The 12,576-nt window shown below is 73.3% G+C and carries 13 protein-coding genes; 6 read left to right on the plus strand and 7 right to left on the minus strand.

Annotated features, from left to right (window positions below):
* Window positions 1-39: 39 nt before the first annotated feature.
* Together ABDB74_RS00910 and ABDB74_RS00915 are read left to right on the plus strand one after the other, a co-directional pair.
* Window positions 40-369, plus strand: a complete 330-nt coding sequence (locus ABDB74_RS00910) for a hypothetical protein (protein WP_346623929.1) — start codon at window positions 40-42, stop codon at window positions 367-369.
* Between the two features lie 75 nt (window positions 370-444).
* The gene (locus ABDB74_RS00915) at window positions 445-2,745 is read left to right on the plus strand and encodes a hypothetical protein (RefSeq protein ID WP_346621065.1); all 2,301 of its coding nucleotides are present in this window, start codon (window positions 445-447) and stop codon (window positions 2,743-2,745) included.
* Between the two features lie 145 nt (window positions 2,746-2,890).
* Here ABDB74_RS00915 and ABDB74_RS00920 read toward each other — a convergent pair whose 3' ends face one another.
* The 3 genes from ABDB74_RS00920 to ABDB74_RS00930 all read right to left on the minus strand — a co-directional run bounded on the left by ABDB74_RS00920 (window position 2,891) and on the right by ABDB74_RS00930 (window position 4,979).
* Window positions 2,891-3,172 carry a hypothetical protein gene (locus ABDB74_RS00920; protein ID WP_346621066.1) on the minus strand — a complete coding sequence of 94 codons (282 nt, stop codon included), beginning with the start codon at window positions 3,170-3,172 and terminating at the stop codon, window positions 2,891-2,893.
* 100 nt (window positions 3,173-3,272) lie between these two features.
* The gene (locus ABDB74_RS00925; protein WP_346621068.1) at window positions 3,273-4,133 is read right to left on the minus strand and encodes a manganese catalase family protein; all 861 of its coding nucleotides are present in this window, start codon (window positions 4,131-4,133) and stop codon (window positions 3,273-3,275) included.
* Window positions 4,134-4,244: 111 nt separating this feature from the next.
* Window positions 4,245-4,979, minus strand: coding sequence for an ATP-binding protein (locus tag ABDB74_RS00930; protein WP_346621069.1), 735 nt, complete (start codon window positions 4,977-4,979; stop codon window positions 4,245-4,247).
* A 62-nt stretch (window positions 4,980-5,041) separates the two neighbouring features.
* Here ABDB74_RS00930 and ABDB74_RS00935 point away from each other — a divergent pair, with 62 nt between their 5' ends.
* A complete protein-coding gene (locus tag ABDB74_RS00935; RefSeq protein WP_346621070.1) occupies window positions 5,042-5,785 on the plus strand; it encodes a response regulator transcription factor in 744 nt (247 codons plus the stop codon).
* Window positions 5,786-5,911: 126 nt separating this feature from the next.
* Here ABDB74_RS00935 and ABDB74_RS00940 read toward each other — a convergent pair whose 3' ends face one another.
* Complete coding sequence (locus ABDB74_RS00940) at window positions 5,912-7,393, minus strand: PH domain-containing protein (RefSeq protein WP_346621071.1); 1,482 nt, start codon at window positions 7,391-7,393, stop codon at window positions 5,912-5,914.
* The gene (locus tag ABDB74_RS00945; protein WP_346621073.1) at window positions 7,390-7,902 is read right to left on the minus strand and encodes a PH domain-containing protein; all 513 of its coding nucleotides are present in this window, start codon (window positions 7,900-7,902) and stop codon (window positions 7,390-7,392) included. Before ABDB74_RS00945 ends, ABDB74_RS00940 begins: the two co-directional genes overlap by 4 nt.
* 919 nt (window positions 7,903-8,821) lie before the next feature.
* Between ABDB74_RS00945 and ABDB74_RS00950 the strand changes: the two genes are divergently transcribed.
* The 3 genes from ABDB74_RS00950 to ABDB74_RS00960 all read left to right on the plus strand — a co-directional run bounded on the left by ABDB74_RS00950 (window position 8,822) and on the right by ABDB74_RS00960 (window position 11,264).
* Window positions 8,822-9,448, plus strand: a complete 627-nt coding sequence (locus tag ABDB74_RS00950; protein ID WP_346621074.1) for a hypothetical protein — start codon at window positions 8,822-8,824, stop codon at window positions 9,446-9,448.
* Between the two features lie 432 nt (window positions 9,449-9,880).
* Window positions 9,881-10,576, plus strand: coding sequence for an RHS repeat-associated core domain-containing protein (locus ABDB74_RS00955; protein WP_346621076.1), 696 nt, complete (start codon window positions 9,881-9,883; stop codon window positions 10,574-10,576).
* Between the two features lie 358 nt (window positions 10,577-10,934).
* The gene (locus tag ABDB74_RS00960) at window positions 10,935-11,264 is read left to right on the plus strand and encodes a rhodanese-like domain-containing protein (RefSeq protein WP_236826386.1); all 330 of its coding nucleotides are present in this window, start codon (window positions 10,935-10,937) and stop codon (window positions 11,262-11,264) included.
* 39 nt (window positions 11,265-11,303) lie between these two features.
* Here ABDB74_RS00960 and ABDB74_RS00965 read toward each other — a convergent pair whose 3' ends face one another.
* Together ABDB74_RS00965 and ABDB74_RS00970 are read right to left on the minus strand one after the other, a co-directional pair.
* Window positions 11,304-12,035 (minus strand): hypothetical protein, encoded by a 732-nt coding sequence (locus ABDB74_RS00965; protein ID WP_346621078.1) that lies wholly within the window; start codon window positions 12,033-12,035, stop codon window positions 11,304-11,306.
* The gene (locus ABDB74_RS00970) at window positions 12,032-12,538 is read right to left on the minus strand and encodes a SigE family RNA polymerase sigma factor (RefSeq protein ID WP_346621080.1); all 507 of its coding nucleotides are present in this window, start codon (window positions 12,536-12,538) and stop codon (window positions 12,032-12,034) included. The genes ABDB74_RS00965 and ABDB74_RS00970 overlap by 4 nt, the downstream gene beginning before the upstream one ends.
* Window positions 12,539-12,576 lie beyond the last annotated feature (38 nt).

Genomic DNA, 12,576 nt, shown 5'->3' on the forward strand with positions numbered 1-12,576 from the left:
GGGCCGATCATCTGCGTCGGCCTGATCATCTTCTCCCCGGTGGTCTCCGGCGCCGAGACGTCGATGATCCCGACGGTCGACTTCGCCTGGTTCCCGCTGCGCGACCCGGGCCTGGTGTCGATCCCGGCGTCGTTCCTCCTCGGGTACCTGGGCACCGTCCTCACCAAGGAGAAACCGAACGAGGAGAAGTGGGCGGAGCTCGAGGTGCGTGCCTTCACCGGCATCGGCGCCGAGAAGGCCGTCACCCACCAGGAGGCCTCCCTGGCCGCGCAGGCCGGGGTGGGATCGGCGCCGAGGCGCGCGTCCTGTCGGGGCGCGCCTCCTGCGTTCCACGAGTGCACCGAACCGTTCCGGAACCCCAACGGGTGAGGGCGGACCACGGCACCATCAACTGCGGGCTCGGACCGGACGAAGGCGGGGCTACGTCTTCCCAAGGAGCGATTCGTGCACCGAGCAGTTCCGGGGCGCCGGCCGGTCCCCGTGATCACCGCCGCCCTGCTGTCCTTCACTCTCGCCGCGTGCGGTGACGACGGGGCCGCCGAGTCCACCCTCGACTCGCGGGCCACGTGGACCCAGGTGTCCATGCCCGAGTCCTCCCAGGTCGTCGGCCCGCGAGTGGTGTTCACCGCCGCTCTGGGCCGGTCGGGGGACCTGCCCGCGCTGGTCGCCGGTTCGGGTGGGGATCCTGGCGAACCCGCCTCCGCCCGCGCCTGGACCGACGACGGCGGGGACGGCTGGCGCTGGGATGAGCTGCCACTGCCCGACGACCAGGAGAGCGAGACCGCTTTCGCGGTGTCCGACGGGTCGACGACGTGGATCGGCGGCACCAGCTGGCAGGCCGGTCGGCCGGTCAGCCCGTACGTCGTCCGCTCCGACGACCGCCGCACCTGGGCGGACGTCGAACTGCCGGACGACGCGGCCGACCGGGCCCTGCGGCCCGGGGCCGCGGTGGTGGTCGACGGATCGCCGGTCGTGGTGGGGATGGACTCGGACGACCAGCCGGTCGCCCTCTCTCTCGGCGGGGACGCCGGACTGCTGGCCCTGCCCGCAGTCCCCGGGGGCCGCGAGTTCGCCGGGTTCCGCGGTGCGGCCGTCCTCGGCGACACCGTGGTCGCGGTCGCGTCCGCCGAGGAGCCCGGGCAGTCCGGGGAGGCCGTCGTCTACCGCTCCACCGACGGTGGTGCGTCCTGGACGGCCGAGCTCGGACCCGCCGAGGGGCCGGCGGAGCCGACCGGTGTCGTGGCCAGCTCCGGCGGCTTCGTCGTCACCGGATACCTGTGGGGTGGCGACGGGGTCGCCACCCCGGCCGCCTGGTCCTCGTCGGACGGCGCGGCGTGGACGGCCGAGCCGCTGCCGGCGCTCGACGGGGACAGGGACGGTCTCTCCGTCGCGCCCGGGGATCACTCCTGGCTCGACGCCCCGGCCGTCTCCGGGGATCGGGTCGTGGCGCCGATCGTGGTGACGGCGGTGCTCCGGTTCGGCGTGCTGCAGCGCGATCCGGCCGGTACCTGGACCGTTCTCGGCGACTCGCCGGACTGGAAGTTCCCCGGGGCAGGGGCCGAAGCGGCGCTGAACGACGACGGCTCGTTGCTGCTCGCGCAGTCCGGCCGCAACCTCGGCCGGGTGGGTGAGTTGTCCACCGAGGGCCGCTGGCGCAATCAGCTGACCGAGGTGGGCACGCTCGACTACGGCATGCAGTTCACCTCGTTCCTGGACCCGGCCGGCGCACCCGCCCTCATCGGACGCCGTCCGGTGGTGGAGCTGCGCGGGAGCGGTGGCTGGGCGCAGACCGGTCAGCTGGCCAACTACGCGTTCGAGGGCCACGCCCTCGTCGAGCGGCCGTGGGATCCGGCCGAGACGGCCGACCTCTCCGACGTCGCGGCCGCCAGCACGCCCGACGGCGGCTCGGTGCTGCTCGGCGCCCAGGTGTGGGAGGGCGAGGACGGCACGACCGTCGACCTCGTCGGCTGGCACCGCGCCGTGCCGGGTGGCCCGCTGACCCCCGTGGAGGGTCTCGCATCGCCGGAGACGGAGTCGCTGTCCGCGGTCACGTACGCCGACGGCACCTGGGCCGCCCTCGGCACCGTGCGGCGCTCCTTCAGCTCGACCGATCCGGACACGGCCGCGGTCTGGACCTCGAGCGACGGCGTGACCTGGAGCCGGGCGGACGGCCCGTTCGCCGCGACGGGGCCGGGCGCCGAGAGCTGGGCGGCCGGTGCCTGCGCGCTGCCCGATGGCGATCTGCTCGTGGTCGGGGAGTACAACGAGGGCGCACAGGACCGGCCGGTGGCGTGGAAGCGCACCGGCGGGCACTGGGAGCGTCTCGACGGCACGGCGTTCGGCTCGGAGTTCGGCTCGCTGAGCTCTTGCTCCACCGACGGTGACACCACGATCGTCCAGGGCACCAGTGGGAACCGGGCGACCGTGTGGCGCACCACGGACGGTGTCGTCTTCGAGGCCAGCACGCTCGGGGAGCGGGGAGAGTCCTTCGGGACCATCCGTGTGATCGACGGCGGCTACGCAGCTGCCGGCACCCGGGTCGCACGCGGGCAGCAGGGCGCCGTCGTCTGGCTCTCCGCGGACGCGAAGCGCTGGCGCGCGATCCCCGTGCCGTCCGTCCGGGTCCTCACCGGAGCCGACGTGATGGCCGACGGCGACGGCGGGCTGCTGGTCGCCACCACCTCGGGTGCCTCGCCGGAGGTGTGGGCGCTGGGCAACCCCGGCGAGCTGTTCGAGGAGGCCTGACCTCCGGCCGGCGCCGGGGCGCGCGTCCCCGCCCGGGGGCGCGCGCCCTGTGCGTCTCGGGGTCGGTGTCGCGGTGGAGTCGCCGGACCGCGCTGCGGCGCGGCACCCGGTACCCCGAGGCGACACCGGCCGTCGGGACCGCCGCTCAGGCCGCGGCGGCGTGGGCCGGGGCGGTATCCGGCTCCGGCGCCAGGACGGCGTCCACGGTGGTCGCGGCCGCCACGACCTGGACCTGGACGGGGCGGGCGGCGCGGCCGGTGCGTCGGGCGTGGGCGAACCAGCGGGCCGCGAGGCCGCCGAGGACCACGAGGCCGGCGACGGCGTGCTGGCCGGGCGCGGTCACCGCGACGGCGATCGCGGCGAGGTGGACCAGCGAGAGCAGCAGGACCGGGATCGGCAGGCGCGGCAGGCGCAGGTGGGGGTGCACGGCAGGACCTCCTGGAGGGGTGGCCCGCCGGGCCGGCGGCCGCACCCCGGAAGGGCGGGCCGCCGGCACGGCGACGGCGCAGGCGAGGTGGGGCCGGACCTCAGGTGAGCAGGTCCTTGGCCTTCTGCAGCATCGACTGGCCCGGCATCTGCGGCGTCGGGAACAGGCGCGGGTCGCCCGGCGGCAGCTGCGGGGCGTCGGCGGCGGCCTCGATCGGCCGGGCGGTGAACTCGCCGCGGCCGTCCGGGGTCGGGCCGTGGGCCCAGCGACCGGCGGCCGCCTCGGGGCCGTCGGAGGCGAGGATGAAGGCGAAACCGGCGTCGCCCGGCTCCTCCTCGATCGGGAAGGCCTCGGGCACCGGGATGCCCTCGAGACCGTCGGCCTTGAGCTCCTCGATGGCGGCGAGCCACTGCATCTGGTGCATGTGGTCACGGGCGATGAGGAACTTCAGGGTCTCCTTGACGCCCGGGTCGTCGGTCATGTTGTAGAGCCGCGCGACCTGCAGCCGCCCCTGCATCTCGGCGGTGGCGTTGTAGTGGAAGTCGGCCATCAGGTTGCCGCTGGCGGTCACGTAGGCGCCGGTCCAGGGGTTGCCCATGCTGTCCATGTAGGACGCGCCGCCGCCGTTGGTGAGCGGGTGCTGCGGGTTGTGCTGGCCGTAGCCCGCCGCCGCCTCCTTGGTGCGGTCCGACGCGTCGGGCTTGAGCGGCATGTGGTCGAGCAGCCGGTCGATCATCGTCACGAGGATCTCGACGTGGGCGAGCTCCTCGGTGCCGATCGAGAGGAGCATGTCCTTGTACTTGCCGGGCAGCCGGCAGTTCCAGCCCTGCAGCAGGTACTGGGTGGCGACCGTCATCTCGCCCCACTGACCGCCGAGGACCTCCTGGAGCTTGCGCGCGAAGTCCGGGTCCGGGCCGTCGGGCTTGGCCTCGTACTGCAGCGCCTGGGTGTGCGTGAACACGGTGTCTCCTCTGCGTCTGTCGCTGTCCCGCGATCGCGGTGACACAGGGGATCTGCCCGCGCCGGGTGGCCCACCGGTGCCGACCGGTGGCCCGCCGGTGCCAACCTCCGCTCAGCGGTCGGGGAGCTGGACGGTGAGCGTGAAGTCGCCCCCGTGCTCGGCCCAGAGCAACCGGCCGCCCAGCTCCCGGGTCTGCCGCTGCACCGACCAGAGCCCCAGGCCGGTGAGGTCCGTCGGGGGGCGGGTCGTGCGCAGGTGCTGGACCACCCGGTTGACGGGGACGCCGGGCTGGGTGAGCGCCAGGTCCACCCAGCCGCGTCTCGGCTCCACCCGGAGCCGAACCGGCGCGCCACGCCCGTGGCGGTGGGCGTTCTCGAAGAGGTTGATCAGGATGCGCTGCACGCGGGCGTCGGCGACCCCGATGTCGGTGGCCTCCTCGCTCATCTCCAGGGTCAGCTGCGACCGGGGCAGCCCGGAGGCCGCCAGCGAGGCCTGGACCACCTCGCCGAGACGGCGGGTGCCCGCGGAGCGGCGCAGCGCCCCTCCGGTCGCGTCGGCCGTCCGCAGCATCGAGGACAGGTGCGCGGTCTGGGCCCGGGCGAGCTCGAGCAGTTCGGCGGCGTGGCCGGGGGCGCGGTCCAGCGAGCCCAGCACCGCTTCCAGGGAGGCCAGCGGGCTGCGCATGTCGTGGCAGAGCGCCCGGACGACGGCGTCCTCGGGGCTGGGTGCGTCCTCGGCGGCTCTCGCCCGGCGCGGGCGCGGGAGATGCGCCCGCAGCACGCGGGCGAGATCGTTGAGCAGTCCGCGGCTACACGTCGACGCCTGCGTGTCGGCAGCCAGGGTCACGGGCACCTCCTCGGGGGTCCGGCCAGGGAGCGCCGGGAGACGCACCGACCGTCAGGAGCGATGTGGGCGAGACCGACGACGCGACCGCTGCTGACCGCAGGCCGCCGGTGGACGTGGTCGTCGTCGACGACCACCCGCTGTTCACGCGTGGGTTGAGCCTGCTGCTGCCCGGGCTCAGCGAGGGCCGGGTCCGGGTCGTGGGGACGACGGACGACGCGTCGGCCGCCGCGGCGCTGGTGCGCCGGCACCACGCCGACGTCGCGATCGTCGACCTGCACATGCCGCCGCCCGGGGGCACCAGGGCGATCGCGGCGATCCGGCGCGCCGATCCGCTGGTGCGGGTCGTGGCGCTGTCGGGGCTGGCCGAGGCGGACGCGGCGATCGAGGCGCTGCGGGCGGGCGCGGCGGGCTTCCTGCCCAAGACCGCGGACCCGGAGGCGCTGGTGCGGCCGCTGCTCGCCGTCCTGGACGGGTGGTCGGTGCTGCCGGAGGCGGTGCTGCGCCAGTTGCTGGACGACGCGACCCCGACCGGGAGGCAGAGCATCGCCGACCAGCTGACCGCCGACGAGCGGCGGCTGTGGCGGCTGATCGCCGACGGCACCAGCACGGTGGACATCGCTACGACGCTGCACGTCTCGGAGCGGACGACGAAGCGGCTGGTCGCGCACCTGCTGCGCCGGCTGGACGTCGCGACCCGGGTGGAGGCGGCCGCGCTGGCCGGCCGCGTCGGCCTGGGCAAGGAGACCGGTGGCCTGGGCAAGGAGACCGGCGGCCTGGGCCGACCGGCCGGTGGCCTCGCGGGGTGAGCTGTCCGAGACGACATCGTTCCGCCAGCTACCCGGCGCCGTGATCGACAAGCGCGGGAAAGGAAAGGTTCACCTCACCTCCGCGCGGGCGCCGTCCGGTCGCCGTCGGGCACGCGCGGCGGCGGGTCAGCGCTCCGGCGGGAGGAGGGCGCCGGCCCAGGGCTCGGAGGCGGCGAGCGCGAAGGCGGCGGCGTCGCCGGCGGCCATGTCCACGGCGGCGTAGCCGCCGCTGCCGGCGCCCACGCAGGCGGTGACCGTGGCCAGCCCGGCCCGCCGCTGGAACGGCGACTGCCGGACCTGCCAGCCGACGACGGCGCGCTGCTCGAGGACGACCTGCTCGCGCACCACCCAGCCGCGCCGGACACTGAACGACCGGGGCCCGACCGCGTGCCCGAGCGCGGCGTAGAGCCCCCGGGCGATCGGCACGCCCAGGACGGTGAGCACGACGCCGGCCACCAGGAGGTCCCAGCGCCCGACCGTGGCCAGGAGCACCACCCCGGCGGCGGTGACCACCAGCCCGATCCCCAGCGCCCGCACCATGCGGCGGCGGAGCGCCCCCGTGGGATGGCGCCGGAGGGGGCCGGGGTCGGCGACGAGGCGACGGGTCAGCGACCAGGCCTCGTCCCGGGGCCCGAGCGGGAGCAGCTGCCCTCGCCGCTCGACGGCGCCCAGGCCGGTGACCAGCGCGCTGGCCCGCGCCGCGCCGACCAGGCGCATGCCGAGGCCCTCCGAGACGGTCACGCCCCGGACGCGGTCGATCTCCAGCTCGGTGTGCCGGCGGGTGAGCAGGCCGCGCACGGCGACCAGCGAACCGCCGCGCCGGGTGAGCCGGAACCCCCAGTTGACGACGGCGGCACCCACGACCGAGCCGGCGACGACGAGCAGCAGTGCTCCCACGGCGACGGCGGCGAGCACCCAGCCCGCCGGGAACTCGACGTCGGGGACCCGGTCGAGAAGGTCGTCGGGCAGCTCGTCGCCGAGCCGGAAGAGGGCCGCGATGCCGGCCAGCGGCAGCGCGAGGTAGCTGCCGACGAGGGGGGCGTAGAGCAGCCAGCGGTTGCTCCAGCGGGAGAGCTCCTCCTCCGCCGGTGCGGCGCCCCCGGCCGCCTCGGGAGCCGGCTCGGGGGCGCGCCGGTGGGTGAGGACGGCGACGCGGAGGCGGTCGCCCTCGGCGGGCGGGACGCCGTCGATGACCAGTTCCTCGTCCTCACCGGCCGCGCCCGCGGCGGCGTCGATGCGGACCCGGACAAGGCCGAGGACCCGGTGGAGCAGCGGCGCCTCGACCTCGACGCCGCGGATGCGGTCGTTGGGCACGGTGCGCACCGAGCGGGTCAGCAGCCCGCGGGTGACGACCACCGCGGCCGGCCCGTCGGCGTAGCCGAACCGCCACCAGGAGACGGCCGCCATGGCCAGGGAGAACAGGGTGATCGCGACGACGAGCGCGACGATCGTCGCCGTCCCGCCGCCGAAACCGGTCGCGGCCGCAATCGGGATGAGGACGGGGACGAACTGCCGGGCCTGCCGGAAGGTGAGGGTGTGCACCAGCACCACCCGGAACGACGTGCGGCGCGCCGCCGGGGGAGCGGCGATGGGCGGGGGCGCGGTCACGTCGCCTGGTCGCGGACCAGCTCGGCGCGGTGGGCGAGGTCGCCGGCCACGCGCTGGGCGACGTCGTGGTCGAGGTGCGCGATGTGCACGGTTCCCTGGCTGGAGGCGGTGAGGACCGCGACGGAGGCCAGGCCGAACATCTGCTGCAGCACGCCGCGGGTGACGTCGACGGTCTGGATGCGGGAGATCGGCACGAGGGTCCAGGTCTGGGTCAGCCACCCCGTGCGCGTGTAGGCGGCCTCGGCGGTGATCTCCCAGCGGTAGATCCGGTGCCTGACCCAGGGGCGGATGCCGATCGCGACGACGGCGTAGGCCAGGCCGGCCAGCGGCAGCAGCCAGCGCAGCACCGGGATCGGCCCGCCGACGTCGGCCGGGACGAACAGCAGGAAGGCCCCGATGGCCAGCCACAGGAACACGGTGCTGATCACGCTCTCGGTGACCCACAGACCGATTGCCGACCGGGACAGCGACCAGGCGGGCTCGCGCACGGGCGACGGGACGGCGGTCATCGGCCGGGGCAGCGGGTCGGGGGCATCGACGTCATCCTGCCAGCGCAGTCCGACGCGGTGGCCACGTCAGGGGACTTCCCGAGTTCGGCCGTCGGCGGACGCCAGCGGAGGAGGGTGCACGACAGGTGATCAGTATCGGTGAGACGGCGCCGTGGTCCAGACCGTCACGGTCAACGCCGCCGACCCGGTCACCAGCGCCAGCTACAGCCACGACGGCTCGGGCAACCAGACCGAGGGCACCGGCTACGGCATCGGGCAGGCCACGTACAGCGGTGCGGAGCAGATGGTCACCCGCCAGCCCGCCAGCCCGCCAGCCCGCCAGCCCGCCAGCCCGCCAGCCCGCCAGCCCGCCAGCCCGCCACGACGACCGACAGCTACACCTACGCCGGCACCGACCAGACCGAGCTGATCACCGAGCAGCCCACCGGGGGGTGCGCCGCTGCAGACCTACGTCTACAGCCGCCCCGACAGCAACGGCCAATCTCGAGACGCCGGGCTTGACTGGTTCGAATGGGATGGCTGAAACGACGACGTGGGATTGCGCTCGGTCGTACGGCTTCCACATGCTCACTACTGTGTCGCTGATACGTGCAACGTTTGCATCGGGCGGCACTCTAGCCGTAGTGGCGGCCGGACATATCGGCACTACCGTGAGTGCGATTCGATCGTGTGATTGATCATCGGAGGAAGGAAGAGATGAGCGGGTTGTCCAAAGCGCTACTCGTTCTCAGCTGTCTTCTTGCCATCGGTTCGGCTGTGAGCCTCCTGCTGGCCGAGTCGACAGGAGCTCGCGTGGCTGCGGCTGTTTCATCAGCGGCTTGGGTTGCGCTTGCCTTCCTGATACTCACTCGTCCCGGATTCGCCGATAAGCGGTAATAGCGCGTGCAGGGCATGGACTTCCGGCGGCGCCAGCTTGCAGATGTACGGCTACGGCCGCACGGGAGACACCGGCCTCCCGCTGGTCGAGTCCTACGCCAGTGGCAGCAACGCCAACCACTACGTCTACGACCCGCAGGGCACCCCGCTGGCGCTGCTGGCGTACACCGGACAGACGCACTACCTGGCCCTGGACGGCCTCGGCTCGGCCGTCGGAATGATCAATCAGTCCGCCACTCACACGGCCGCCTACAGTCATGACCCCTACGGCCAGGTCACCGCCAACAGCCCCACCGGCGGTGGGGCCCACAACGTCAACATCTACCGCTTCATCCAGCAGGACAGCCTGGAAACCCTCGCCGACCCCACCCGCGCCAACCGCTACGAGTACGCCGCCGGCAACCCCGTCAATTACGTTGATCCGGTCGGGCGAGACCGGTGTTACTACTCCGGCGCATACGGACGAACTTACTGCATTGAACGCCCGTCGCCGTCGCAGCAGATGACTCCTTTCGAGGCGGCATGCACTCTCGTTACCCTCGGCGCTGGCTTCAGTGCAATTGGACTCGGATACAGAGCGCTCGCTGCTGGTGCTCGACAACTCGTCAGTCAGCGGTCCGCTCTGGCGGGCGCCGGAGCAGGTAGCTTCAGTGTCGGATGCACGTTCTAAGGGGAGTGGCTAGTGAATGTGAGTGCTTCGTGAGATGGGGCGAAGGTTGGGGAGCGAAACCCGCCGGTGCTGGGCTGTTGGTCGCAATCTCGATCCTTCTCGCCACGGGTGCAGTAGTCGCGTTCGTGAGGGGAGGTCTAGCCGTAGGCGTCATCCTGACGATTATGAGCCTCCCTTATGTGATGCTCGCCTTGCGCCAGCGCGCTAGGACATCGTCGCGTGATGAGGGTCAAGGCGGCACGTGAGTCGATATTCTGCTGCCGCCCGCTCACGTCTCGACGCTCTCTCCTTGTATGGCGGCTGCCGTAGGGCAGCGGCTGCAGAGAGTCGCCCTTCGCTCAGCGTGACGACGAAGGGGTACGGCTACGACGGCTCGGGCAATCGGACGGATGCACGGGTGGCACGCAACTGACGTACAACGGCAGCCAGCAGATGACCGGCCGCCTCAGCACGGGCGGGTACGACGGCCAACTGTCCACCTACACCTACACCTACACCTACGCGGGCTCCGATCAGCGAGAGCTCATCTCCCAGCAGCTGTCCAGCGGGAGCACGTACGGCTACACCTACAGGCGCACGGACCGGAACGATCAGCCGCTGCTGGAGGCGATCAGCAACTCCCACGGGCAGAGCTATCTGGTGCACGACGACGCCGGCACCCCGCTGGCCTTGAAGGCGCACACGGGCAATTACGTGTACGACGTGCTGGACGGCCTCGGCTCCCCGATCGGGTTGATCAACAGTCGCGGGGTGCTGGCCTCCAGTTACTCCTACGACCCGTACGGGCAGGTGACCGAGGCCAACCTCACCGGCAACGCGGTGACGGCGCTCAACCCGTACCGCTTCGCCGGCGGGATGTACGACCGGGCGGCGCCCGCCTTCGTCACGTTCCGGATGCGCTGGTACGACACCGCTACCGGGCGCTTCACCCAGCAGGACAGCATCGAAACCCTCGCCGACCCGAGCCGGTCGAATCGTTACAAGTACGCAAACGGCAACCCGGTGATGCTGCTCTTGTCGAGCTCGAGATTTCGACGATTCCCGAGGCGCAGGCGAATCGCTCTAAGCATCGCAGTGGCGAGTATCGGCGTCGCCTCCGGTATCGCCTTCTTGGCGAGTTCCGCTTAGCCGCGTAGCCAAGACTCATACCCCAGGCGTGGGCCGCTCCATTGGATGCCCGCGCCGCCGATCGTCCCCGCCTGCGCGGCCGCTCCCCGCTCCCCGGTCGTCGGCGCCGTCGCCTCCGCGGTGATCACAACGGCCTGGGCGCCCTGGCGGCGCCCAGCGCGGCGCCTCCCGCCCACGACCGCCATCGTGCCCACGGTGCCCACGTTTCCCGGCGACGGCGCGGTGGCCTTCGGTCGCACGTGGTCATGACGTCGGAGGCGCGGAAGCCGGGCCCGCCACCGGTTCCCCGCCGCCCCGTCGCGGGCGGCTCTCGCACCGCCGGTCGGGCCCGTGGCCGTGTGCCACCATGGCGGGCGTGATGCCGCAGCAGGTGCCGACCGTGCCCGCCTCCGAGCTGCCCGAGGACGCCGTGGTCCTCGACGTCCGGGAGGACGACGAGTGGGTGCACGGCCACATCGAGGGCGCCACGCACATCCCGATGGGCGACGTCCCGGCGAGGCTCGACGAGCTGCCCGAGGGTGACCCGCTCTACGTCACCTGCCGCGGCGGTGGGCGCTCGGCGCGGGTCGCCGCGTGGCTGAACGCCAACGGCTTCGACGCGGTGAACGTCGGCGGCGGCATGGGCGAGTGGCAGGCCGCCGGAAAGCCCATGGTGAGCGAGACCGGCGAAGAGCCCTTCGTGCGCTGATCGGCACCCGGCGGTTCGTGTACCAACGCCGGGGAGGGGTCAGCGCCAGGCGGCCGCGGTCTCCTCGTCGTAGTAGCGGGTGAAGCCGCACATCCATGCGATCGGCTCCTCCAGCGGCGCGCCGTCCCAGCGGGATTCGCCGCTCACCAGCAGCCGCGACCCGGTCCCGTAGACCGGCCCGTCCACCGAGGACGACGCTCCGTCGGTAGCAGGCGGCGGGAGATCGACGGTCACCGTCGCGCCGTCACCGCCGAAGAACCACTCCTGCACGGCGAACGTCACCCCGACCAGCGCCGGGCCCGGAGTGTCGGACCGATCCGTCACGCTCGGCCCGATCCCGAGCACCACGCCGTCGAAGGCGAAGTCCCTGTCCCGCACCGCGTCGGGGCTGTACGCCACGGCGCACGAGGCGGCCGCGCCGTCGGCCAGCGGACCGGTCCGGTCGGCGGTCGGGTTCTCCGGCAGCGGCGCCATAGAGCTTCCCGCCAGCGGGTCGGCCGGACCGGTGCCGCCCGGCAGCTCCGGGGCGTCCGGCTGCGGCTCCTCCGCCACCACCATGGGCGCCGGCTCCGCGCCGTCGAACGGCTGCACGAACGTGACGACACCTCCGACGGCCACCGCGACCCCGGCCGCCACGGCCAGCGCCGCCCCGGCCGTCCGCCGGCGCCGCGCCCGTCGCCCGGCCCGCAGCAGCTCGGACGTCGGCGCGGGGCCCACCGGCACGCGGTCGGCCAGCTCGCCCAGCAGCGTCGAGGTCTCCCGATCGGTCACGATGCCCTCCCGCCGCGCAGCTCGGAGACGTCCAGGTCGGTCGAGAGCTGGGCGAGGGCGCGGGAGAGCCGGCTCTTCACCGTGCCGGGTGCGATCCGCAGCGCCTCGGCGATCTGCTGCTCGCCCAGGTGCGCGTAGTACCGGAGCACGACCACCTCCCGGTGGGCCGCGCTCAGCCGGCGCAGCGCCCGGCGGACGGCGTCGGCGTCGTCCACCTGGCCGGTGACGTCGTCGGACGCGAACTCAGGCAGCTGCTCGGTGGGTCGCTCCCGCCACCAGCGCCGGCGGTGGCTGTCGTGGTGGCAGTTCACCAGCACCCGGTAGACGTAGGCGTCCCGGTTGCCGGCGCGGCTGACCTTCTCCCAGGCGACGTAGCAGCGCACCAGCGCCGTCTGCACCAGGTCCTCGGCCTCGGGCCGGGCGCAACCGAGCAGCACGGCGGAGCGGACGAGCACCGGCCAGCGCTCGTCCACGAACCGCGTGAACTCCTCGTCCCGATCCACTCACCCTCCCGCCGACCCGCCTCTCGTCGGACGACGGG

The sequence above is a fragment of the Blastococcus sp. HT6-4 genome, from assembly GCF_039679125.1.
GTDB classification, from domain to species: Bacteria; Actinomycetota; Actinomycetes; order Mycobacteriales; family Geodermatophilaceae; genus Blastococcus; species Blastococcus montanus.